Source organism: Streptomyces geranii, from assembly GCF_002954775.1.
GTDB classification, from domain to species: Bacteria; Actinomycetota; Actinomycetes; order Streptomycetales; family Streptomycetaceae; genus Streptomyces; species Streptomyces geranii.
Genome location: NZ_PJME01000022.1, coordinates 78,091 through 101,337 on the forward strand (window position 1 = coordinate 78,091; position 23,247 = coordinate 101,337).

At 71.6% G+C, this 23,247-nt stretch carries 16 protein-coding genes and 1 pseudogene; 4 read left to right on the top strand and 13 right to left on the bottom strand.

Features of this window, described 5'->3' with window-relative positions:
* Nucleotides 1-4: 4 nt before the first annotated feature.
* The 7 genes and pseudogenes from CW359_RS26725 to CW359_RS26755 form a co-directional block, all read right to left on the bottom strand.
* On the bottom strand, nt 5-3,460 hold the full coding sequence (locus tag CW359_RS26725) for a DNA polymerase III subunit alpha (RefSeq protein WP_105972691.1): 3,456 nt from the start codon (nt 3,458-3,460) through the stop codon (nt 5-7).
* Between the two features lie 389 nt (nt 3,461-3,849).
* Nucleotides 3,850-4,767 carry a slipin family protein gene (locus CW359_RS26730; protein WP_105972692.1) on the bottom strand — a complete coding sequence of 306 codons (918 nt, stop codon included), beginning with the start codon at nt 4,765-4,767 and terminating at the stop codon, nt 3,850-3,852.
* A gap of 147 nt (nt 4,768-4,914) precedes the next feature.
* Complete coding sequence (locus CW359_RS26735) at nt 4,915-5,823, bottom strand: S1 family peptidase (RefSeq protein WP_105972693.1); 909 nt, start codon at nt 5,821-5,823, stop codon at nt 4,915-4,917.
* A gap of 163 nt (nt 5,824-5,986) precedes the next feature.
* Nucleotides 5,987-6,862, bottom strand: a complete 876-nt coding sequence (locus CW359_RS26740; RefSeq protein ID WP_105972694.1) for a DUF1684 domain-containing protein — start codon at nt 6,860-6,862, stop codon at nt 5,987-5,989.
* A gap of 124 nt (nt 6,863-6,986) precedes the next feature.
* Complete coding sequence (locus tag CW359_RS26745; RefSeq protein WP_105972695.1) at nt 6,987-8,246, bottom strand: NtaA/DmoA family FMN-dependent monooxygenase; 1,260 nt, start codon at nt 8,244-8,246, stop codon at nt 6,987-6,989.
* A gap of 26 nt (nt 8,247-8,272) precedes the next feature.
* Complete coding sequence (locus CW359_RS26750; protein ID WP_105972696.1) at nt 8,273-9,358, bottom strand: LLM class flavin-dependent oxidoreductase; 1,086 nt, start codon at nt 9,356-9,358, stop codon at nt 8,273-8,275.
* 451 nt (nt 9,359-9,809) lie between these two features.
* A pseudogene (locus CW359_RS26755) lies at nt 9,810-11,642 on the bottom strand (FAD/NAD(P)-binding protein); the annotation flags it as partial.
* Between the two features lie 759 nt (nt 11,643-12,401).
* Between CW359_RS26755 and CW359_RS26760 the strand changes: the two are divergent.
* Nucleotides 12,402-12,842, top strand: coding sequence for a cell division protein SepF (locus CW359_RS26760; protein ID WP_105972698.1), 441 nt, complete (start codon nt 12,402-12,404; stop codon nt 12,840-12,842).
* A gap of 38 nt (nt 12,843-12,880) precedes the next feature.
* Here the strand turns inward: CW359_RS26760 and CW359_RS26765 are convergent, their stop codons facing one another.
* A complete protein-coding gene (locus CW359_RS26765) occupies nt 12,881-14,086 on the bottom strand; it encodes an acyl-CoA dehydrogenase family protein (RefSeq protein WP_105972699.1) in 1,206 nt (401 codons plus the stop codon).
* A gap of 581 nt (nt 14,087-14,667) precedes the next feature.
* Nucleotides 14,668-16,281 carry an MFS transporter gene (locus CW359_RS26770; protein ID WP_105972700.1) on the bottom strand — a complete coding sequence of 538 codons (1,614 nt, stop codon included), beginning with the start codon at nt 16,279-16,281 and terminating at the stop codon, nt 14,668-14,670.
* Between the two features lie 256 nt (nt 16,282-16,537).
* Between CW359_RS26770 and CW359_RS26775 the strand changes: the two genes are divergently transcribed.
* A complete protein-coding gene (locus CW359_RS26775) occupies nt 16,538-17,743 on the top strand; it encodes a mannosyltransferase family protein (RefSeq protein ID WP_232838606.1) in 1,206 nt (401 codons plus the stop codon).
* 217 nt (nt 17,744-17,960) lie between these two features.
* Nucleotides 17,961-19,028, top strand: a complete 1,068-nt coding sequence (locus CW359_RS26780) for a phosphatase PAP2 family protein (protein ID WP_105972701.1) — start codon at nt 17,961-17,963, stop codon at nt 19,026-19,028.
* Nucleotides 19,029-19,088: 60 nt separating this feature from the next.
* Here the strand turns inward: CW359_RS26780 and CW359_RS26785 are convergent, their stop codons facing one another.
* From CW359_RS26785 to CW359_RS26800, 4 genes are all read right to left on the bottom strand, one after another.
* Complete coding sequence (locus tag CW359_RS26785) at nt 19,089-19,301, bottom strand: I78 family peptidase inhibitor (protein WP_105972702.1); 213 nt, start codon at nt 19,299-19,301, stop codon at nt 19,089-19,091.
* 355 nt (nt 19,302-19,656) lie between these two features.
* Nucleotides 19,657-20,619 carry a helix-turn-helix transcriptional regulator gene (locus tag CW359_RS26790; protein ID WP_105972703.1) on the bottom strand — a complete coding sequence of 321 codons (963 nt, stop codon included), beginning with the start codon at nt 20,617-20,619 and terminating at the stop codon, nt 19,657-19,659.
* A 114-nt stretch (nt 20,620-20,733) separates the two neighbouring features.
* On the bottom strand, nt 20,734-22,065 hold the full coding sequence (locus CW359_RS26795) for an ABC transporter substrate-binding protein (protein WP_105972704.1): 1,332 nt from the start codon (nt 22,063-22,065) through the stop codon (nt 20,734-20,736).
* A complete protein-coding gene (locus tag CW359_RS26800; RefSeq protein WP_105972705.1) occupies nt 22,040-22,621 on the bottom strand; it encodes an MTB12 C-terminal domain-containing protein in 582 nt (193 codons plus the stop codon). The genes CW359_RS26795 and CW359_RS26800 overlap by 26 nt, the downstream gene beginning before the upstream one ends.
* Before the next feature lie 134 nt (nt 22,622-22,755).
* Between CW359_RS26800 and CW359_RS26805 the strand changes: the two genes are divergently transcribed.
* A complete protein-coding gene (locus CW359_RS26805; protein ID WP_105972706.1) occupies nt 22,756-23,244 on the top strand; it encodes a hypothetical protein in 489 nt (162 codons plus the stop codon).
* Nucleotides 23,245-23,247: the final 3 nt, after the last annotated feature.

Genomic DNA, 23,247 nt, shown 5'->3' on the forward strand with positions numbered 1-23,247 from the left:
TCACTCACCCCGCGCTCCCGGGGCTTCGGTGGCCGAACTTCTTCAGGTCGGCCGAGCGGGTGCCGGCGGGCTGGAGGTCGGCGTACGGATGCAGCCGGGCGCCCGCGGTGCCGTCGGGCAGGGTCCGCTGCGGCTGGGCGGGAGTCGGGTGCGGGCGGGTCTCGCCGAGGAGGGCGAGGGCGGCGGCGGGGCCGTGGTCGCGGCGGGCGGCGGCGATCTCGTCCAGGTCCCAGGCCATGGTGCCGACGACGGTACGACGGGTGCCGCGCACCTGGACCGTGCCGCGTACGAGGAGCAGCCCGCTGTGGAAGACGGTGTACGCGCACGCCGGATGCGAGTCCTCGAAGAACGCCAGGTCGACCAGGCCCGCCCCGTCCTCCAGCGTCACGAAGATGATCCGCTTGCCGCTGGCGATCGGCGGGGTCTGGGTCGAGGCCCGTACCCCGGCGACCAACACCTGCTGCCCTGCGCGCAGTTGGGCCAGATGGACCGCGTCGGTCGCGCCGATCTCGCGCAGCAGACGGTGGTGGTGCTCCATGAGGTGCCGGGAGACGTCGATGCCGAGGGTGTTCAACTCGGCGCTCAGGGCCTCGCGTCCGGTCATCTCGGGCAGTCCGCTCGGCTCGGCCCCGCCAACTGCGCCTGTGTCGATGGGCAGTTGGCCCTTGCCCGCGGACCGGGTGCGGGACTGGCGGTGGAGTTCGGTGATCTGGAGCAGCAGGTCGCGTCGGGTGAGCCGGCCGTCGTGCAGGGAGCCCAACGCGCCTATCTCGGCGAGGCGTTCGGCGGTCGGTCTGCTGGGGCGGGCCCGTTGCCAGAAGTCCGACAGCGATCCGTACGGCTGACCCTTCTCGATCCGGGCGCACTCCTCCTCGCTGATACCGTGCACGGCGGAGAGCGCCAGGCGCACTCCCCACCGCCCCCCGTCGGTCCTCTCCACGGTGTGTTTCGTACGGGAGTTGTCGACATCGACGGGCAGCACCCGTACGCCGCCCCGGCGGGCGTCGGCGACCAGGACGCGCTTGGGCCACATCCCGGGGTCGTGTTCGAGCAGGCCCGCCAGCAGGAACGCCGGGTGGTGGGCCTTGAGCCAGGCGCTCTGCAGCGCGGGTACGGCGAAGGCGACCGCGTGGGCGCGGCAGAAGCCGTACGCGCCGAAGGCCTCGACCGTCCGCCAGACCTCGTCCCGGACGGCCGCGCTGTAGCCACGCGCGCGTGCCCGGTCGTGGAACCAGTCCTTGATCCGGGGCAGTTGCTCCTTGTCGCCGAGCGCGCGTCGGGTGATCTCCGCGAAGGAACGGTCGCAGCCGGTCAGCACATGCAGCGTGTCGATGATCTGCTCGTGCCAGATGGTCACGCCGTAGGTGTCGGCGAGGACCGGTTCGAGGTGCGGATGGGCGTACGACGGTCTACCGCCGTGCCGGGCCGCGATGTACCGCTCGGGCATGCCGCCGGCGACCGGGCCGGGGCGGAAGAGGCTGATGTCGGCGATGACGTCCTGGACGTCGCGTGGCTGGAGCCGGGACAACAGGTCCTGCTGGCCGGGGGATTCCAGCTGGAAGAGGCCGAGGGTCTGGCTGGCCTGGATGAGCTGGAAGGCGAAGACGTCGTCGAGCGGGACCTGCCCGGGGTCGTCGAGGTCGATGCGGTCGCCGGTGGTGCGTTCGATCTCCGCGACGGCGTGGGCCATCGCGGACTGCATCCGGACGCCCAGGACGTCGAGTTTGATGTTGCCGAGCGCTTCGATCTCCTCCTTCGCGGCCATGGCCATGGGGTAGTCGCCCTGCGGGGTGGGCTGCACCGGCAGCCGGTCCAGGAGGGTCGCGTCGCTGATGACCACACCGCAGGGGTGCATGGCCATGCCGTGGACCAGGGAGTCCAGCCCTTCGGCCAGCTCCCACAGAGGTCCGAACCGGTGTGCCTCGGCGGCCAGTTGGCGCAGTTCGGGCAGTTCGGCGAGGGCGCTCGTGATGTCTGAGGCGCGCAGGTGCGGGAAGCTCTTGGCGATCCGGTCGACGTCCGCCGGGTCGATGGCCAGGGCGAGGCCGGTGTCCCGCAGCGCCCTGCGCGCCCGGTAGGTCTCGGGCATCGCGGTGACCGCGACCCGTTCCCTGCCGAAGCGTTCGAAGATCGTGTCGTAGCACTCCAGTCGCCGGGCGGACTCCACGTCGATGTCGATGTCGGGCAGCGACTCCCGGCGCCTGCTCAGGAAACGCTCGAACAGCAGGCTGTGGTCGAGCGGGTTGGCGGTGGCGATGTCCAGCGCGTGACAGACCAGGGAACCGGCGCCGGAGCCACGGGCCGCGACCCGGACACCCTTGGCCCGGATGTCGGCGACGACCTGTCCGACGGCGAGGAAGTACGCGTCGTAGTTCCAGTGGGAGATGACGGCGAGTTCCTCGTCCAGCCGGTCGAGCGCCGCCCGGTCACGGTCGAGACCGCGCCGGGCCAGCCCGGCCTCGCAGCGCAGCCGGAGCAGCCGGGCCGCGCCGCCGGCCCCGGGCTCGGCACCGAAGAGCGCCGGTTCGGGGAGGTGCGGGGTGCCGAGGCCGAGGTCGGCGGCCGGATCGACGGCGCACCCGGCCGCCGTGTCCGCGGTGTCCGCGATCAGGCGGCGGGCTCTGCGTACGTCGGCTCCCGCGCACTCGGCGACCATCCGCGCGACGACCTCCATACCGTCCTCGCCCTTGAGCCAGCGCTGTCCGCTGTCCAGGCGCCGCCGGTCGATGGGCCGCAGCAGCCGGGCGGCGTCCAGGACGTCGGCGAGGCGGTGCTGGTCGGGGTCGGCGTAGCGGACGGCGTTGGTGAGGACGGCGGTCGTGCCGGTGCGGTCGGCGAGGGCGAGGGTGCGGGCGGCCAGGCGCAGCGAGCCCGGACCTGTGCCGAAACGTTTCTGCGCAACGGCTTCCAGCCTGACCTCCCTCCCGAAGATCTCCGTCCACGGCGCCAGCAGCTTCGTCGCCACGTCCTCCCGGCCCACCGACAAGGCCCGCACCGGCTCCGAGAGCGGCCCGAGCAGCACGGTCAGCCCCGGGCCGCCGTACTCGCGCAGCGCCTCCCACGGCACCACCACCGGCGCCGCGCCGGACGCCGTACCGACATACGCGGCCGAGGTGATCCGGCACAGCCGCGCCCAGCCCGCCCGGTCCCGCGCGAGCAGCGTGAACCGCAGCGGCGGCTCGACCACATGGGCGCCGCCACGCACCGGGGCACGGCGGTACGGGGCCGGGGACGGCGGCGCGAGGGCGGCCACCGCCAGATCGATGCCGAAGACCGGCCGCACCCCTTCCTGCTCGCAGGCCCGGGCGAACCGTACGGCGCCGGTGACCGTGTCCCGGTCGGTGAGGGCCAGTGCCCCCATGCCGCGCTCGGCGGCCCGCCGGGCGAGCTGCTCGGGGTGGGCGGCGCCGTAGCGGGCGGAGTAACCGGACGCGACGTGCAGATGGGCGAAGCCCGTCATGCCGCACCTCCATCACTCCACCCCTTTTCGGCCACTCAATCGATCACCAGTTCGATGACCGACCGATACGTGATTCGCACTTCCGTTCGATTGATTCGTTCACTCTAGCCCCATCGGCCCCGGTCAGCGACCTGATCAAGGAGCAGTCCGGCGCTCGCACCAGCCCGCACACGGAGGAGCCGCCCGGCGCGAACGCCGGGCGGCTCATGGACGAACGGAGGGGCGCTCGCGTTCGCACTCTCGAAGGTCCCCCGCGGCGACGAGTGCGGTGGTGTTCGGCCGGAGATCGCGGGGTCCTCCCCGGCCTGTCGGACCACGTTGGACGGACCCTCACGTGAATTCGCACCGCAAACACCGCGGGTGAAGAGTGAGCGGGCAGACGACAACGCCTATTCCTGTCTTGAACTCGCCTCTTCGGGACCCCGTTCCAACAGGGAAGCGGCAGACGGAAGTTGCTCCTGCGGAGATTGCTCGGGCTCGGCAGCCGGGGGCATGACCGGCGGTGCGGCAGACGCCGCGACAGGCGCCGCAGCCGGTGCCGCCGCCGGCTGCTGGGCCCGTTCCAGGAAGCGGAGCAGCTCCACCGGGAAGGGCAGGACGAGTGTCGAGTTCTTCTCGGCGGCGACCGCCACCACCGTCTGGAGCAGCCGGAGTTGGAGCGCGGCGGGCTGCTCGGACATCACCCCGGCCGCCTCCGCCAGTTTCTTCGAGGCCTGCAACTCGGCGTCCGCGTTGATGACCCGGGCCCGGCGCTCACGGTCGGCCTCGGCCTGCCTGGCCATCGAGCGCTTCATGGTCTCCGGCAGGGAGACGTCCTTGATCTCGACCCGGTCGATCTGCACACCCCAGCCCATCGCCGGACTGTCGATCATCAACTCCAGCCCCTGGTTGAGCTTTTCCCGGTTGGAGAGGAGATCGTCCAGGTCGCTCTTGCCGATGATCGAGCGCAGCGAGGTCTGTGCCATCTGCGAGACAGCGAACCGGTAGTCCTCGACCTGCACGACCGCCTCGGCAGCGTCGACGACCTTGAAGTAGACGACCGCGTCGACCCGTACCGTGACGTTGTCCCGGGTGATGCCCTCCTGTGCGGGCACGGGCATCGTCACGATCTGCATGTTCACTTTGCGGAGCTTGTCCACGAAGGGCACGATCACGGTGAACCCGGGCCCGCGCACGCTCGACGTGAGCCGGCCGAGCCGGAAGACGACCCCTCGTTCGTACTGTTTGACGACCCGCGCCGCGGCTGCCACGTACATCACTCCGGCGGACGCGACAGCGACTCCCGCCGTCACCAGCTCCTCGACCATGCCGGCCCCCAGGGTCCGATTACTCCGAAGGTAACTCCGCAGGACGGACAAGAGCGAGCCCCCGCACGCGAGTTGCGTGCGAGGGCTCTCCTGCTGCTGCCGGCTGCAGGCAAGGCCGTACCGAGAACGGAACCGCTAACGGAACCGCTAGAAGACGCTGACGCCGTAGGCGCTCAGGGCCTCCGTGACGGGCTGGAAGAAGGTCGTGCCACCGGAGGTGCAGTTGCCGCTGCCGCCCGAGGTCAGACCGTAGGCGATACCGCTGTTGGAGTAGAGCGGGCCGCCGGAGTCGCCGGGCTCGGCGCAGACCGTGGTCTGGATCATGCCGTAGACGATGTCGCCGCCACCGTAGTTGACGGTCGCGTTCAGCGCGGTCACCCGGCCGCTGTGCGTACCGGTGGTGGAACCGCGGCGGTACACCGTGGTGTTGACGGACGGCGTGGCGGCGCTGGTGATGTCGACGCTGCCGACGGTGCCCGAGATGGAGCTGACCGGGTAGGTGCTCGCGTACCTGACGATGCCGTAGTCGTTCGTCGGGAAGCTGGAGCCCGAGGTCGCGCCGAGCAGCGTCGTACGACCGGAGTTGGACCACCAGTTGCCCGCGCCGTCGGTGCAGTGACCGGCGGTCAGGAAGTAGTAGGTGGAGCCGCTGCGGACGTTGAAGCCCAGGGAGCAGCGCCAGCTACTCGCATAGATTGCGTCGCCGCCGGAGATCAGTTTGCTGAACTTGCCCGGGGTCTTCTTGATGGTGATGGCGCCGGCGGTGGTGCCCGCCTGTCGCTTGATCTTCGCGATCTCCGCCTTGGAGACCGTGCTGTCGACGGTGACGACGACGCGGTTCGTCTTGGCGTCGACGGCCCAGGCGGTGCCCGGGATGTCAGCCTTGAGCACCGAGCCGCTCGCCTTGGAGAGCTGGGCGGTGCTGAAGGTGTTGACGTCGGCGGCGTTCGCGTTGGGGATGGCGATGGCAGCCGCGGCTACGAGTCCGGTGCTGACGGCGATCAGCCGGGTCCGTCTCGTGATGCCACTGCGGGGGGTGGTGCGCTTGATCCTCACTTGTCGTTCCTCCACATGGGAAGTCGGGGGCCCGCGTGGGGTCGGGGCCCGTGAGGCGCAGTCAGGGACCGCTGTCCGGATTCCGAACATGCTGTGACCCTGACAAGCGCTGGGTGGGAGTATTCGGCCGTATCACCGACCGACGCAAGAGCGCCTTTCGGCCTCACGTTGTTCGAGCGAAGTTCTGGCGAAGGTCGCGCTCCCCTGCGGATATCGCGACGACCAGCGTATTGCCGGGCAGGGGAAAGGGGCAGGCGAAGCGGTCGACGAACGGACACGCCGGGAGCACGGCCCGGCCGAAGTCCACCGTCGTGCGCCCCTCGACGGCCGGGGCGGCCGGGCGCGGAAACCGGGAACGATAACCGCCGTCGCCGCTGGTCGAGTCGGCGAGAACGGTCCACGGACCGCCGCCCTCCCCGACCGCCACTCGCGGCGTCCGCGCCTCCCCGCCGAGCGGGAACACCGGCTCACCACCGAGGCCGAGCCCGCGCTCCCGTCCGTCCGCGCCGACGACGCACACGGCGCGCGGTCCGCCGTACGGAGCGAACCGGCCGGGCACCGACCGGCGCGGATCGTACGGGGTGACCTCGACGCCCTTGAAGACGGTACGGATCCTGGCGGCGGGGTCGAGGTCGCACGCACCCCGGCTGCCCTCGCGCACCGGCACGACCAGTCGCCGCTCCCCGGGACCGGCCCGGGCGGCGGCCACCGAGCCCTGGTCAGCGGCCGACCGGACCTCCCCGGCGAAGGGCTCACCGCCGAGCGTCAGCCCTCCGCCGGGCCCGACGGCCGGCACCACTCCCCCACCACCGCCGTCACCGCCTCCCTCGCCGCTTCCTCCTCCGCTTCCCTCTTCACCTCCCTCACGGTTTCCGCCACCGTCGACCGTCCACTGGCCGGGGATGGCCGGAAGTCGACCGTCCGGATAGTCCTCGATCCGGTGCGCACCGACGAGTGAGCGGGGCCCGTGGGGCGCCGGCACCGTCTCGACGTGCCGTTCGTGCCGTTCCCGCCACGCCCCGGACACGTCCACCGTCATGAACTCACTCCAGCTCACTCCCTGGAAACACTCCGTGCGCCGCCCTCGGCACACACCCGGACCACGCGTTCTGTGCGTGGCCCGTACACAACCTGTATGTCATCTTTGTCGGCCCGACGCCCAGTCAGCCCGTCCATACGGGTTCGCCCAGCCCGAGATGCGAGCGCAAGGTGGCACCCTCGTATTCCGTACGGAACGCGCCACGCTCCTGGAGCAGCGGCACGACCCGGTCGACGAACTCGTCGAGGCCGTCAGCCGCGGGATACGGGACGAGGACGAACCCGTCGGCAGCCTTCTCCCGCACGAGAGTGTCGAGCGTGCCGGCGACCGAGCCCGGAGTCCCGACGAGGGAGGGCCGGCCGCTCGCCTCGACGACGGTCTGCCGGATCGACAGCCCCTTGGCCCGGGACAGGGCCCGCCACCGCTCGGCCACCTGCCTCCGCGCCAGGTCGGATCCGCCCTCAGGTACCGGGTCGAAGTCGGGCAGCGGGCCGTCGGGGTCGTAGGAGGACAGGTCGGTGCCCCAGATCCGCTCCAGGGCGAGGATCGCGTACTCCGGCGAGACCCGCCGCCGACGGACCTCGACGGCCCGCTCCCGCGCCTCGGCGTGGGTACCGCCGAGCACGAAGGTCACCTCGGGCATGATCTTCAGCGCCCCCGGAGCCCGCCCGTACTGCGCAAGCCGCCCTTTGACGTCGGCGTAGAAGACCCGCCCGGAGTCAAGGCTCAGGTGCCGCGAGAGGACGACATCGGCGCCGGAGGCGGAGGCAGAGACGGAGACGGAGGCGAAGTCCCACGTCTCCCCCAGGCCCTCTAAGTCCCCCAAGCCCCCCGACTGGATGACGACGGGATGCCCCTGAGGTGCGCGAGGCACACCGAACTCGCCCGCGATGTCGAAGTGTCGGCCCCGGTGGGCGAAGGGCCGGGACACCCCGTCCGGAGTCCAGGAGTCCCACAACTCCCGCGCCACTTGTACGAGTTCGGCCGCACGGGGGTAGCGCTCGGCCCGGTCGAGAAAGCGACCGCGCCGGAGGTTGTCGCCGGTGAGGGCGGCGTCGGAGGCCATCACGTGCAAGCCGGCCCGGCCACCGCTGAGATGGTCCAACGTGGCTGATCCACGGGCCAGTTCGTACGGTTCACCGGAGGTCGCGTCGACCGTGGCGGCGAGCCCGATCCGCTCGGTGACGGCGGCGAGCGCGTTCAGCACGGTGACCGGCTCGGGCAGCCGCGGGCCCTCCCCGAGAAGGAGAAAGTCGAAGAGCCCGCGCTCGGCGGTCCGAGCGAGCCGCGCGAAGGACGCGAACCCGACGACCGACCCCGCCCCCTGACCACCGCCCCACCCGGCGGAGTCGCCGTCCCCCGGAACGTACGCGGCGAGGTGCATCCGTCACCGTTCCCGCGCCCGTACGGTCATGCCGCGTCCCCTCCGGTCGCGACCGGACCGGCGTACTGGTTGGCGGGCCGGGTCAGCCCCAAGTGCTCCCGGAGGGTGCGGCCCGGATAGAAGGTGCGGAACAGGCTCCGGTGCTGGAGCAGCGCGACGGTTCCGTTGACGAGCCGCTCCAGGTCGCGGCGGGGCTCGGCGGGGACGAGGTGGAAGCCGTCGACGAGGCCGGAGGTGTGCCAGGCGGTGATCAGCTCGGCGAGGTCGACGGGCCCGCCCCGGTACAGCGGGCCGTGCGCGCTCGGCCGGGGACCGCCACCCCCGTGCCCCGGCGCGGCGGCGTACTCACCGCCCCCGAGGTCGACGACGAGGCTCGCGAGGACCCGCAGCCCGTCCGGATCGCGCCCCAAGTCCTTCGCGGCGACCCGCAGTTCGTCGCGTACGGCACCGGCCTGAGCGGCGCTCACCGCACGGACGAGCGCGACGTCGGCGTACCGGGCCGCGGTCTGCCGGGCCTGGCCCTCGGTGGCGTCGACGACCCGGACGGGGTGACCCTGAGGTGGTCGCGGCAAGCCGGAGGGTCCCTTGACGGAGAAGGCGGCGCCCTGGAAGTCGACGTGCTGCGGCTTGTCCCGGCCGCCGAAGCGCCCGGCCACGGCATCCCGGCTGTCCCACAACCGGGCGGCCACGTCGGCGACTTCACCGGCCTCCCGCCACAGCTCGTCGCCGGGTTCGGCGGGCCGGCGGCCGAAGAGCCGGGCCTCGGCCTCGGTCGCCGACACGTCGAGCTGCCAGCCGGCCCGGCCGCCGCTGACCCAGTCGAGGGTCGCGACCGCCGCCTGCACGTGGAAGGGCTCGGTGTGCGTGGTGGTCACGGTGGGCACCAGCCCGATCCGCGCGGTCACGGGCGCGACCCGGGCGAGCACCCCGAGCGCGTCCGGCCCGGGCCGCGCGAAGGAGTCCCCGAGGGTCACGAAGTCGAGCCCCCCACGCTCGGCGAGCCGCACCGCCTCGACATACGAGTCGACATCGAACAGAGCGGGCCCGCCCGCAACATGCTGATCGACGGCGGCGGCCAGGTGCAGCAGCCCCCGACCGTGCGTTGAGCTCATGAGAGCGAACCTTTCATCGGTACGTCACAGCACCCACGTGACAGACAGACCTTCATGCGGCGGCGTCGCGCTCGGCGACGGGATCAGCACCTGATCCGGCGGTGGACGCGGTGGAAGCGGTGGCCGACTCGGCGCCGGGTGCGGTGATGGGCTCGGCGCCGGGTGCGGTGACCGGCTCGGCACTGGGTCCGGCACTCGGTCCGGGGCCCGGCTGGGCATCCGGTCCAGCGCCCGGTTCGGCGGCGGGCTCGGCACCCGATCCAGCCCCCGGTCTCGTGCCCGGTCCGGCGCTCGGTCTGATGCCCGATCCGACGCCTGATCCGACGCCCGATCCGATGCCCGGCCCGGTGCGGGCCTCACTCCCGGACTCGATGCCGAGCCCCGCGCGGGACCCGGCACCATGCCCATCACCGGACGACCCGGCGTCACGCGCGTCGCCACCCCCGTCGCCGCTCAGCGTGCGCAGGAAGGACAGCGCGGCGCGGGCCGTCGCGTCGTTCTGGCGGAAGGCCGGGCCGCCCGTGCGGGGGCGGGTGAACGCGCCGGAGCCTCGGGCCTCGGTGTGGGGGCCGAGGGCGAAGCGACGTGGGTGGGGGGTGCCGTCGCGGTCCAGGAGCCGGCCGTCGCCGGGGTCCACGGCGAGCAGGCCCTCGCCGGTGACGGCGACCCCGTCGGCGTGCAGTTCGCGCAGCAGGGTGTCGCGGGCGCGCTCCACCGTGGGCTCCGGCAGGCGTGCCTCGACCAGGGCCCGGGCCTCCACCGAGGCGCCGGGCACGCTCGCGCCGGACGCCCGGAACACCCCGTCCTCGGCGGCGACGACGGTGTCCGCGCCGAGGAAGTTGAGAAGACCGGCCCGGGACAGCGCGAGCATCTGGCGCAGCCGGGGGCCGGGCGGACCGGAGGCGAGGTAGCTGAAGAAGCCGTGCCACCAGGAACCGATGTCACCGAGCCGCACCAGCTGCCCGTAGACGGAGAGCAGCCCGAGGAAAACAGCCAAGTCCTGGCTGTACGAGGGATTGTGATGCCGGGTCAGATCGTCCCGGATGTATTTCCGCAGCCCCTCCTGGAGCGCCTCGGGCGACGGATACCGCACCCCCTCCAGCGGCCGGTCGAGGGCGTCGAGGTCGAGCCGGTCGGCCGGGTCGGGCACGGTCGAGGCGACCAGCACCTCCCGCTCCACCCGGTCCGCGGCGGCGTACTTCTCCTCGAAGTCCGCCCAGGCACCGCTGGTCCGCTCCGGATGGACGGTGAACAGCCGGTGGTAGTGCGCGAACCCCAACTCCTTCTCCACCAGCGGCCATACGTCCCGCCGGAAGTCGAAGCCGTCCGGTCGCGCGAGCAGCGCGTCCACCTCACCGGGCCCGAAGAACCGCGGCAGCGGCGGGCGTTCACCGGTCCAGTCGTAACCGATCTTCGAGTGGTACGGCACCCCGCGCCGCGAGCCGACGTACAGCACGGGCTCCCGCCCGGACGGCACGTACGTCAACTCCCCTTCCGGGTCCTCGGGATCACCCTCGTACCGGCCGCCGCGCCCCTCCGTGAGCAGCACCATCAGGTCGACGAAGGCGAGCCCGAAGCCGCGCACCAGGACCGGTTCGCCGGGCGCGAGCGCGGACAGGTCGCTGTCGGCGGTGAAGTCGGGGGGCAGATGGACCAGTCCGTGGGTCCGCGCGTACGACGCCAACTCGCGCTGTTCGTCGTCGAGTTCGGCGTCGAGATGGCCGAGGGTCAGCACGACGAGGTCCGCGAGCAACGGCCGGGAGCGGCCCTCCACCCACACCTGCTGGCGCCCCTCCCGCGACCCGCTCACCCGCAGCGCGCGCCCGACGTGGTGCCGCACGCGGATACCGTCCGGGAGGGCGGCCACCGTGTCCTCGTACACCCAGTTCAGATACGCGCCGAGGCGCGGTCGGGCCGAGAACTCGCGCCCGTCGATCTGCGCCCACTCGTGCAGTGTGGGCCCCGGGCGCACCGGGCCCGTCATGGCCACCGTCTCGTCGGTGAACATGGTGACGTCCTGGGCCTGCGAGTTCATCCACAGCAGCGGTGACTGCTCCTCGCGCCAGATCCGGCCGGCGCCCGGCGGATGCGGGTCGACGAGATGGATGTCGAGGCCGGTGTCCTCGTACAGCTCGGGCGCGTTGGCGGCGATCCGCTCCAGCAGACCGGTCCCTCGCGGACCGGCCCCCACGATGACGAGAGTCGGCCGGGGAGAGCGGCCCGCGTGGTCGGAAGGGGCCGAGGCGGCCAAAGTGTCTGAGATGTATGAGGTGTCTGAGGACATGCAAAGGCTCCGTGACGCGATAGGTCGAACACGGTGATGCCTTCACACGGGCGTCGCGCAGCGGGACGCGGGGTACGGCGTGCCACTCCCGGTCCGCTCGGTACGGCGATACGGCCGAGCCCCTCAGCAAGGCCGTCCACCGACTGTACGGTGCCGTTTCCCCTCGCTGTCAAGGTTGTCCGAACTGTGAGCGGTTCATCTCATCTCGTTGACGCCGAACCGGATGCCTGTTCCACTTAACGCATGCATCCACAGCAGTGGCTGGTCAAACGCTCCCACATCGACCTCGGTCGAGTGTGGTCCTGTTCCTGTTGAGCTGACCCACTGCACGCCCCTTCGCACGGGCGCCTTTTCGCGTTCTCCCGCACGTCCCGCATCTCTCACGCCTCGCACGCGCCTTCACACCGGCGTACACCCCTCCCCTCGCACGCCCCCTCCTCGCCCCGCTGTCTCCGCCTCCCCTGCCGACTCGCCCTTCACCGACCGCACCTGAGGCGGCGTCAGGAAAGCGGGGCAGGACGCCCATTCACCCATACGTCCCAACGCTCACCCATACGCCACGAAGAATCATATTTCACTCTCAGTCAGCAGCCGCACACAGTAAGACCCTTGCGGCGCGGGGCCTCTCGACGAAATGGTTGTGCACCAGTACCGTCACGAAACCCCCGCGCGGCGTCTATTCACTTGGCGCACCATCCGCATCATGGATGACGATAGGGATGCGGAAAGCAAGAAGGACCGCTGTGAGAGGAGGCGTCCATGGGATCGGTACGCAAGGCAAGCGCCTGGCTTGGCCTCGTCGACGACAACGATGACGAGCGTTACTACGACGACGACTACTCCGAGGGGACCGAGCAGCCCGGGGATGCCTGGGTGACGGACCCGCGGGTCAAGGTCGCCGGCGAGGTGGCCGAGGAGAAGGGCCGTCGCATCGGCACGGTCACCCCGGACAGCTTCCGGGACGCCCGCGCCATCGGCGAGCTCTTCCGGGACGGCGTCCCGGTCATCATGAACCTCACGGCCATGGAGCCCGCCGACGCCAAGCGCGTCGTCGACTTCGCGGCAGGCCTCATCTTCGGCCTGCGCGGCTCGATCGAGCGGGTGTCCAACCGCGTGTTCCTGCTGACCCCCGCCGACACGGAGATCGTCAGCGGAGAGGCCCAGCCGCACCGCGCGGACGGCTTCTTCAACCAGAGCTGAGCAAGGCCGCTCACCGGCCCCGCCGTCCGTTGTTCAGGTCAGCGGAAGGCGTCAAATCCGGTGAGCGCCTTGCCCAGCACCAGCTGGTGCATCTCGACGGTGCCTTCGTACGTGAGCACCGACTCGAGGTTCGCCGCGTGCCGCATCACGGGGTATTCGAGCGAGATCCCGTTGGCGCCGAGGATCGTCCGGGCCGTACGACAGATGTCGATGGCCTCTCGTACGTTGTTCAGCTTGCCGAAGCTGACCTGCTCGGGGCGCAGGCGGCCGGCGTCCATGCGCCGCCCCAGATGGTGGGCGAGCAGAATCCCCTTGTGCAGCTCGACCGCCATGTCGGCGAGCTTGGCCTGGGTGAGCTGGAACCCCCCGATGGGCCGCCCGAACTGCTCGCGCGTCTTCGCGTAGTCGACGGCGGCCTCGAAACAGGACCGGGCCGCGCCCATGGCGCCCCAGACGATCCCGTACCGGGCGTGGGAGAGACAGCTGAGGGGCCCGCGCAGTCCGGTGACACCGGGCAGTACGGCGTCGGCAGGCAACCTCACGTCGTCGAGCACCAGCTCACTGGTGACGGAGGCGCGCAGGGACCACTTGTGCTTGATCTCGGGCGCGGAGAACCCGGGGCTGTCGGTGGGCACGACGAACCCGCGGATCCCGTCGTCGGTCTGCGCCCACACGACGGCGACCCCGGCGACGGACCCGTTGGTGATCCACATCTTGCGCCCGCTGAGCACCCAGTCACCACTGCCGCCACTGCCGCCGTCCCGCTTGGCGTACGTACGCATGGCGGCGGGGTCGGAGCCATGGTCGGGCTCGGTGAGCCCGAAGCACCCGATGACGTCGCCGGAGGCCATACGGGGCAGCCACTGCTGCTTCTGCTCCTCGCTTCCGAAGGCGTGGACGGCGTACATGGCGAGAGACCCCTGCACGGAGACAAGGGAGCGAATACCGGAGTCGGCCGCCTCCAGCTCCAGACAGGCGAGCCCGTACTGCACGGCGGAGGCACCGGCACAGCCGTACCCGTCGAGGGACATCCCGAGGGCGCCGAGGCCACCCAGCTCACGGGCGAGCCCCCTGATGTCCGGCAGCGCCCCCTCCTCGAACCACCCGGCGACATACGGCAGCACCCGGTCCGCAGCCCAGGCCCGCACGGTGTCCCTTATCGCCAGGTCCTCCGCGTCGAGCGTGTCGTCGAGGCCGAGGGGGTCGGCGGGATCAAAAGGGGGCAGCTTCGCGAACGCGGCCACAGGACAGCCTCCGGCAACTTAACTAGCACCGCTAACCAGAACGAACCCGACGGTACGACGAAGCATGCCGCACGTCCACGACGGGGGGCGAGACGGGTTGGCCGAAGGCCTGTCGGCGACTGCGGGTCCAAACCTTTCCCACCCGCCCGCCCGTGCGGGCCAGCTGACATGTGGGGCTCTGCCGTAGGGGCTAAGGCCCGTCGGCGACTACAGGTTCAGACCTTTCCCACCCGCCCGCCCCTGCGGGTCAGACTGACATGCGGGGCTCTGCCGTGGCGGCGAAGGTCCGTCGGCGACCGCAGGTCAGGCCCCTCCCGCCCGCACCCGCCAACGCACCCCCACCCCCACAACAGACCCCCACCTCTCGACACCCCGCACGGGCGGGCGGGTGGGAAAAGTCCTGACCCGCAGGCGCCGACGGACCTCCGCCCCACCGGAGACGCCCGCCTCTCGGCATACCCGCACGGGCGGGCGGGCGGGAAAAGTTTGAACCCGCAGGCGCCGGCGAACCTCCACCCCCCACCGGCGACGCCCACGTCTAAAACATCCCGCACGGGTGGGCGGGTGGGCGGACCCCCCGTTCACACCGACACCCTCCGCCCCGTCACCTCGCGGGGCCCAGGCACCGCCCCCAACCCCGCCCCCTCACACTGCATCACCCGCGGCAACCGCAACGCCATCACCGCCCCCAGCACCAACAACCCCGCACTCACCAGCAACGTCACATGCAGCCCGTGCACGAACGCGTCCCGTGCCGCCGAGCGGAGGGCCGCGCCAGGTGACCCCCCGAGCCGACCCGCCACCTCGTACGCCTCGCCCAGCGAATGCCCCGCCGACGCCGACGCCGACGCCGGAACACCCGGCACCGACCCCACCCCGGGCGCGTACGCCGCGTTCATCACACTGCCCAGGAGCGCGATACCGATCCCGGCGCCCAGCTGGTACGACGTCTCCCCGATCGCCGCCGCCCCGCCCGCCTGCTCCGCGGGAGCCTCGCTCAGCATCGACTCGTACGCCCCGAACAAGGTCGTCTCCAGGCCGAAGCCCAGCAGTACGAACCCGGACAGCAGCAGCCCCGGGTTGTCCCGCCCGCCCATCGCCATCAGCAGTACGACCGCCGCCGCCGTGAGGCAGAACCCCGCGCACACCATCGTCCGCGGCCCGAACCGCCGCAGCAGCCGCGCCCCGGCCAGCCCCGCCGCCATCGCGGCCACCGTCAGCGGCAGCAGTCGTAGCCCCGTCTCCAGAGGCGACAGCTTCAGCACCAGTTGCAGATACTGCGCCGCGATCAGTTCGAGCCCGACCAGCGCGAGCATCGCCAGCACGATGCAGCCGACGGACGTACTGAAAGCGGGCCGCGCGAACATCCGCAGGTCCACCAGCGGATACGTACGCCGCCGCTGCCGCCGTACGAAGACGACCAGCAGCAGCGCGCCCGCCACCAGCGGCGCGACCGTCAGGAAACTCCCCGCGCCCTCCCCGCCGCCCAGCCGCTTCACGCCGAGCACGACGCCGAACAGCCCGCCCGCGGCCGTCAGCGCGCCGACCACGTCCCACGGACCGGTGTCCCGTTCGCCGCGCGACTCGGGCAGCAGCAGCCGGCCCACCGGCAGGCTGACCAGCATCAGGGGGATGTTGACGAGGAAGACCGAGCCCCACCAGAAGTGCTCAAGCAGGAAGCCGCCGAGCAGCGGCCCGACCGCCGCGCCGACCGCCGCCACCGCGCTCCAGACGCCGATCGCGAGCGCGCGCTCGCGCCGGTCGGGAAAGACCTGCCGCAGGATCGACAGCGTCGCGGGCATGATCATCGCACCGCCGACGCCCAGCAGCGCCCGCGCCAGGATCAGCGTCTGGGCGCTGTCGGCGAGGGCGGCCAGGGCGGAGGCGACGCCGAAGAGCGCGTAGCCGAGGAGCAGGATCCGGCGGCGGCCGACCCGGTCGCCCAGTGTGCCGAAGAGGATCAGCAGCGAGGCGCAGACCAGCGGGTAGATGTCGACGATCCAGAGCAGCTCTATCGCGCCGGGCCTGAGGCCCTCGCTGACGGCGGGCACCGCCACGTGCAGCACCGTCGCGTCGACCGCGACGAGCAGCAGGCTGGTGCAGAGGACGAGCAGGACGACCCAGCGGTTGGCTCCGGCACCGGCCCCGGCCGCCCGGCGGCGCAGCGCGGCGGCAGCCCTGGTCGTCCCGGACATGTACGTACCTCCAAGGTTCCCTCGCGTTCGGCGGTCCGCGGGGTGGGGACTCCCCGGGGCTCCGGCTGAGGAGGAGCGGTTGTCCTCAGTCCGCACGGCGAAAAGCGAGTGGTCCGACAGCGTACGCGAGTTCGTAGCGGCGAAACGTGGCGGACCTCTCACCGACCCGCGGAACCCGTGTGGTGTACACCACCCGTCCACCCGGGAGCCCGCCGCCCCGCCCGTCCGCGTTCCGCGCGCCGCCCATAATCGACCGGTGACCGACCCTGGAACCGCCCTCGGGCCCCGCCCGCTGCCCGCCCTCGCCCGGGCGGCGCCCGCCCTGCTCGGGTACGCGGCCGTCCGCGTCCTGGGCCTGGTCGTGCTGGCCGTGTGGAGCGCGGCGCGGGACAAGAGCGCGTACACGCTGCTGACCGCCCGCTGGGACTCGCTGTGGTACTCCCGGGTCGCCGAACTCGGCTACGGCTACGAGGTGCGTCTCCCCAACGGCGATGTGCACTCGAACCTCGCCTTCTTCCCGCTGCTCCCCTGGCTGGAGCGGCTGCTGGCCTCGCTCACCCCGATGTCGTACGCCGACGCGGGCTTCGCGGTCAGCGCCCTCGCGTCGCTCGCCGCCGCGTGGGGCGTGTTCGCGGTCGCGGACCATGTGTACGGCCGCCGGGCCGGGGTCTGCGCGGTGCTGCTGTGGGCGGTGCTGCCGGTCGGGATCGTCCAGTCGATGGCGTACAGCGAGTCACTGTTCACGGCGCTGGCCGCCTGGTCCCTGTACGCGGTCCTCACCGGCCGATGGCTCACGGCGGGCACCCTGGCCCTGCTGGCGGGCCTGACCCGCCCGGTGGGCCTCGCGGTGGTCGCGGCGGTCTGGACGACGGCCGTCGTCCAGTACGTACGGGAACGGCGCACGCCCGCCACCCCTCCCGACATCCCTCCCGCCACCCCGCACAGCCCCCCGCCCGGCGCGCCCCTCTGGCCGCGCGCCCTCGCGATGCTGCTCGCGCCCCTCGGCGCCGCCGGCTACGTCCTGTGGGTCGGCCACCGCACCGGCAAGGGCCCCCTCGGCTATCTGGACGTCCAGGCCGGCTGGCGCAACGGCTTCGACGGCGGCGCCGCCTTCGCCCGCTTCGTCGCCGACAAGTTCACGTCATTCCCGTCCGCACTGGCCGGCGTCGCACTGATCGTCGGCGTGGGCCTGCTGATCCGGCTGTACGTCGTCTGTGTGAGGCAGTGTCAGCCGTTGCCGCTGCTGGTGTACGCGGGTGTCGTCACCCTGCTCGCCCTGTGCGCGTCGAGCTACTTCGGCTCGAAACCACGCCTGTTGCTGCCCGCCTTCCCCCTGTTGCTGCCGCTCGCGCGGGCGTTGGCCCGGCTGCGTACGTCGAGGGCGGCGCTGGTGACGGGCGGGGTCGCGGTGGCCTCGGCGGCCTACGGGGCGTTCTGGCTGAACGGCTCCGGTCCGCCCTGACCGTCCGGCGAATTCCCGGCGACCGTGCGGTGAACTAATTCGAAAGGGCTACAAAACAAGCCATCCGCATGATCAATACAAATGAAGGGAAGAGGCGCCCGCCAATAGGGATTCCGCGGAATTAAACATCATCCTGAGAGGAATCCCACATCACATCGTCATTACAAAGCCGCGGATTGGGCGGAGAACTGCGCTCACTCGCTGTAACGTCGATTGAGTGAGTACCGAAGGAAACCTCGCCCGTCTGGACCGGGTGTTCGCGAGGCTGGACCGGGAACCGGGACGGCCGACCCACATCGGTGTGCCGAAGATGAGCCGGCACAGGATCGCGCTCCTTGTCGCGACCCTGGCCTTCTACCTCGCCACCGTGTGGGCCGTCGTGATCACCTCGTGGCTGGTCCGGCTCGACTGGCAGGTCATGTTCTTCCGGCCCTACCAGCAGTGGCCGGAGATCCACGCGTTCCTCGACTACTACGTGGTGCTCGGCCAGCGCGGCCCCACCGCCGTGATGATCTCGGCCTGGCTGGGCTGGCGTGCCTGGCGGCAGCGGACACTGCGTCCGCTGCTCGTGTTCGGCGTGGCGCTGCTGCTGCTCAATGTCACGGTCGGTGCCGCCAAGATCGGCATGGGCCGGCTGGGCCCGCACTACGCGACCACCATCGGGTCGAACGAGATGGGCATGGGCGGGGATATATTCCCCAGCGGTCACACCGCGAACGCCGTGGTGACCTGGGGCATCCTGGCGTATCTGGCGACGGGCCCGCTGGCCAGGCGCTGGCTGTCCGCCGGTTCGGCGCTGATGTCGCTGGGCGTCGGTCTCACGACGGTCTATCTGGGCACGCACTGGCTGAGCGATGTCGTCCTGGGCTGGGTCGCGGGTCTGCTGGTCCTGCTGGCGCTGCCGTGGTTCGAGCCGCTGATCCCGCGCGCGGAGACCTTCATCCTGTCGCTGCGCGACCGCCGGCGGGCCCGTGGCACCAGCGTCGGCACCGCGCCCGTACCGGCCCGGGTGGGTACGCCCGCGCTGCTGGGGCCGCACGCGACCGCCGAGGAGGAGGCCACGGCCCGGGAGAACACCACCCCGGCGGCCCGCTCGGCCCGGACACCCAACCACCCGACTCACCCGGTGCATCCGGTCCATCCGGCTCCGAGTCCGTACGTGATCCGCTCGGAGCGCACTCCGGCCACCCCGGCCGGAAGCCGTCGTCCGCCGCACGCGGACCGCGCCCCGCGCACCACGGGCGGCACCCCGCCGGTCCGTCACCCGCTGCCCGGCAACGGCTGAGCGGCGAGCGAGAGGCCCGCGGGGGCGCCTTGTGCACGCCTGCGGGCCTGTGGGCCCTGCTCAGCCCTTCCAGCAGCGGGCCACCCTGCCGTCGGCGACCTCGAAGTTCAGCCGTCCCGACCGGTACTCCATGGTGATGATCGCCCCGGGCGGCAGCGACCGCACCGCGACCCAGCCGCGCTCCCTGGCGAGCCGCTCGGCCCGCGCCGAGTCGAGGCCGACGTACGCGTCCGGACTGTCCTGAGGTTCTTCGGGCCTGGGAATCGGTGCCATGTCCGTCACCGTAGGCGCCCACCGACGGCCGGGGGAAGCCCGGCCCCGGACAACCGGTCACGCTTCTGTCACAAGATCACGACAGTAGTCACGACAGTAGTTTCGAGCGATAATCATCACGCACAGGTAATTCGCCACTCCCCCGAGAGCCCCGATAAACCCCGCCCAAGAACGCCGGAAGGGCACCCGGGTGACAGTGGGACGGCGGCGAATTGCGCCGCTCATCTCCATACCTGCGGCTTACGCGCTTCTTACACCCGTCATACATGGTGATGCCACGCGTCTCGGTCCACGCCCCTCCGAAGGAACGCATGGAACAGCCATGACTTCCCCACATAACCCCCTCATCGTGAGTTCATCGCTCCACCGCGCGGGACAGCCGGTCGCGGGCGGTCCTGATCACGTCGACGAGTTCCACGGGCTCCAGCACCTCGAACTCGAAGCCCATCAGCATGACGTGGACGACCATCACATCGAGGCTCGCGGCCCCTGTGCGCAGCAGACACGCGTCCTCGCCGTCCGGCTCCAGCGTCCCGGCGGAGGGCGAGATCCGCTCGGCCGCCTCCGCGAGGGGCACCAGCAGCCGGACGACGGCGTGCGAGGCGTACGCGCGCGTGGAGACGCCTTTGGAGACATAGGCGGCGAGATCGTCGGCAGGGGGCGTACGAGGGGTGAAGCGCGGCCCGTGCGGCGGCTTCGGCGTGAGACGGTCCACGCGGAACGTACGCCAGTCGGCGCGGTCGACGTCCCAGGCGACCAGGTACCAGCGCCGCTCGGTGCAGACCAGGCGGTGCGGTTCGACGGTACGGCGGGACACCGCTCCGTCGTGTCCGCGGTACTCGAAGCGCAGGCGTTCCGTGTCCCGGCAGAGGTGGGCGAGTTCGGTGAGGACGGCCGGATCGACGGCGGAGGGCTGCGGTCCCCGGAGCATCGGCACGGTGAAGGCGTTCAGGGCTCCGACACGCCGCCTGAGCCGGTCGGGCAGCACCTGTTCAAGTTTGGCCAGTGCCCGTACGGAGGTCTCGCCGATGCCCTCGATGCCCTGCCCGGCGGCCGTGCGCAGCCCGACGGCCACGGCGACGGCCTCGTCGTCGTCCAGCAGCAGCGGCGGCAACTCGGCGCCCGCGCCCAGCTGGTAGCCGCCGCCCGTACCGGGGCTCGCGTTAACCGGATACCCCAGCTCGCGCAGCCGGTCGACATCGCGGCGCACGGTCCGCGCGGTGACCCCGAGCCGGTCGGCGAGATCGGCGCCGGACCACTCGCGGTGGGCCTGGAGCAGCGAGAGCAGGCGCAGCAGTCGTGCCGAGGTCTCCAACATGGTCGAAGTCTCCATCACGGCCGGGAAGTCTTCGTCAGGGCCGGGGTGCCTTCGTCACGGCCGAGAAGTCTCCATCAAGGGCGAGAAGTCTCCGTCAAGGGCGGGCAGTCTCCGTCAAGGGCGGTACGACAGTTGCGGCACCTCGAAACAGGTGCTGTCCATGTCCCCTTGCGAGACCCATCCCTTGCCGTCCTGCCACCGGGCCACCGACAGACACGTCCGGCGCGTGGCCGGTGGCTCCGCCAGCCGCTCGAAGGAGACCGGGAGCAGCAGGCCGCCGGCGGTGTGGTCCTCGCTCCGGTTCATGTATCCGTCGACGCACGCGCGCGTGATGCCCGTTCTCGTTCCCGCGCAGGACTCCGCCGCGTCCGTGAACCACTTCGCCGCCGCCCAGCCCTCCAACTGCCACTGGGAGTGCGTCTTCAGCCCCTCGGTCGCGTCCCGGAACTCCCGTACGGCCGCCTGTCCCGTGTCCTCGTAGTTGCGGCTCGACCCGGTCGCCCACAGGGCGTTGCGGCACCGCGGGGAGTCCTTGTAGTCCTCGGGGACGGTGGAGGTCCAGTTCTGTACGTTCGTCACCTTGGCGGTGACCTCGGCGCCGACCTCGTCCATCGCCTCGCACAGTTGGGCGTTGCCGTGCGTGTCGAGGGCGTCGAAGACCAGGTCGGCGCCCTGTTCCTTCAGGTCGGCCGCCACCGCGCGGAAGTTGGGCAGCGCGAAGTCGACCTCCTCGGTGACCACGTCGTAGCCCTCGGCCTTCAGCCCCCGGGCGACCAGGCGGGCGTAGGCGGCCGAGGCGGCCTGGTTGTAGGAGACGACGGCTGCCGTACGGGCGCCGTGCTCGCGCGCGAAGTAGCGGTAGACCTCGGTGCCGCCGTAGAGCCGTCCGTCCCAGCCTGGGGTGCCGTTCCGGGGCGCGAGGCTGCCGTAGATGCCGTACAGGTGCGGGTAGGTGTCGTAGGCGGCGCCGATGGGCTGGCCGCCGATGTCGGGCACGCGTGCGCGTGCGACGAGTGCGGCGCCCGCGTAGTCGAGGGCGGTGGTGGCGACCAGGGCGACGACTGCGTTCCCGTCGGTGCCGTCGGTCTCGTCGGTCCCGTCGATCAGCTTGTGCACGCACTCGTTGTTGCCGACTCCGCTGCCGCCGTCGTCGCAGAGCCTGACCTCGACCTGGCGGCCGTCGATGCCCCCGCGCGCGTTGAGCCGCTCGAACCAGGCCCGGGCGCCGTCGCGCGGGCCGGTGAAGGCGGTGGCGCCGACCGGGCTGGTGGCGCTGGTGATGATGCCGACGCGGAGGGGTGTCGTACCGGCCGAGGGTGTCGACCGGGTACCGCGGTGCTCGAAGTCGCTCTCCGGGAGGCGGCTGCCGCAGGCCGTGCTCAGCAGGAGCAGCAGTCCCGCGACGGCCGCGACGGCCGGCTCAGCAGCCCGGGGCCGCCGTCGCATTGCCGCTCAGCCCGACCAGGGCGCAGAGCGTGTTGACGGTGACCTTCCAGGTGCCGTCCTGTTCGACGGCGGTGCCGGAGGCGTTGGGCAGGGCCGTGGCGCCCTCCAGGAGCAGCGCGTAGTTGACGCTGGCCGTGGTCGGCGAGGTGAACTCGACGTCGTCGACCTTGGCCTCGACCTGTCCGCCCCGCTGGTCGCCGCTGAACGCCTGGAGGAGCAGGCCCAGTTCGTCGCCGTTCTCCAGGACGGCCTGCTTCTCCTTGAGGGAGACGGCCGGGTCGAAGAACTTGACCCAGTTCTGCCGGACCTCCTTCTCGGCGGCGACGGGGTCGGCCGGACCGGCGCCGGTCGGCTCACCCGTGGGCTCGGCGGACGTCTCGGTCGCGTCGCCGGTCGGTTCCGTGGACACGGACGGGGTGGACGTCGTCGCGTCCCCGCCCCCGCCGCCGTCGTCACTGCACGCCGCGAGGGCCGGGCCGAGGAAGAGCAGCAGGGCGGCCAGGAACGCCGTACCCCGCCGAGCGTTCCCCCGCCCGAGGTCGGTCCCGAGAACCATCTGGCTCACCACCGGGTGTCGGTCCGGGCCAGGCGGGCCCGGTGCTTTCAGGGTCGGCTGACAGCGGGCATAGTGCAAGCCATTGGCCTCGCTTGGAAGACACAGCCAGGACACACGACGTGTGGGAGCCAAGGATGCGGACAGCCCGACCTGCTCGATCGGCCCGACCGCGGACCGCTGGTCCCGTCCTCTGGGCGGGCTGGGCCGCGCTGGCGGCGGGCGCGGTGCTGTGCGTGGTCGGCTGGTACGGCGTCTCGGGCGAGCGTTTCGCGGAACGGCAGCTGCCGTACCTCGCGTCCTGCACGGTCCCCGGGGCCGCCCTGATCGTCGCGGGGGCCGTCCTCCTCGCGCACGCCCGGGACTCCCTCGCGGCGGCCCGCGTGGAGGAGCTGTACGGCCTCCTGGTGGCCGCGGAGCCCGCCGAGGCCACCGGAGAGCCGGTCATCGCTCCCGTGGCCGTCAGCGGCCGGCTGCTGATGGTGCCGGGCGGCACCCTGTGGCACCGCGCGGACTGTCCCCTGGTCACCGGGAAGCCGGAGGCGGTACCGGTGGACGGCAAACTCCTGGCCACCGGCGAGCTGGCCCCCTGCCCGATCTGCGAGCCGGACTCGGCGGACGACTGACCG

Excerpts from the sequence above, each read along its gene's own strand:
- CW359_RS26725 (WP_105972691.1), bottom strand. The coding sequence starts at position 3,460 with ATGACGGGCTTCGCCCATCTGCACGTCGCGTCCGGTTACTCCGCCCGC.
- CW359_RS26730 (WP_105972692.1), bottom strand. The coding sequence starts at position 4,767 with ATGGTCGAGGAGCTGGTGACGGCGGGAGTCGCTGTCGCGTCCGCCGGA.
- CW359_RS26740 (WP_105972694.1), bottom strand. The coding sequence starts at position 6,862 with ATGACGGTGGACGTGTCCGGGGCGTGGCGGGAACGGCACGAACGGCAC.
- CW359_RS26745 (WP_105972695.1), bottom strand. The coding sequence starts at position 8,246 with ATGCACCTCGCCGCGTACGTTCCGGGGGACGGCGACTCCGCCGGGTGG.
- CW359_RS26750 (WP_105972696.1), bottom strand. The coding sequence starts at position 9,358 with ATGAGCTCAACGCACGGTCGGGGGCTGCTGCACCTGGCCGCCGCCGTC.
- CW359_RS26760 (WP_105972698.1), top strand. The coding sequence starts at position 12,402 with ATGGGATCGGTACGCAAGGCAAGCGCCTGGCTTGGCCTCGTCGACGAC.
- CW359_RS26770 (WP_105972700.1), bottom strand. The coding sequence starts at position 16,281 with ATGTCCGGGACGACCAGGGCTGCCGCCGCGCTGCGCCGCCGGGCGGCC.
- CW359_RS26785 (WP_105972702.1), bottom strand. The coding sequence starts at position 19,301 with ATGGCACCGATTCCCAGGCCCGAAGAACCTCAGGACAGTCCGGACGCG.
- CW359_RS26790 (WP_105972703.1), bottom strand. The coding sequence starts at position 20,619 with ATGTTGGAGACCTCGGCACGACTGCTGCGCCTGCTCTCGCTGCTCCAG.
- CW359_RS26795 (WP_105972704.1), bottom strand. The coding sequence starts at position 22,065 with ATGCGACGGCGGCCCCGGGCTGCTGAGCCGGCCGTCGCGGCCGTCGCG.
- CW359_RS26800 (WP_105972705.1), bottom strand. The coding sequence starts at position 22,621 with ATGGTTCTCGGGACCGACCTCGGGCGGGGGAACGCTCGGCGGGGTACG.
- CW359_RS26805 (WP_105972706.1), top strand. The coding sequence starts at position 22,756 with ATGCGGACAGCCCGACCTGCTCGATCGGCCCGACCGCGGACCGCTGGT.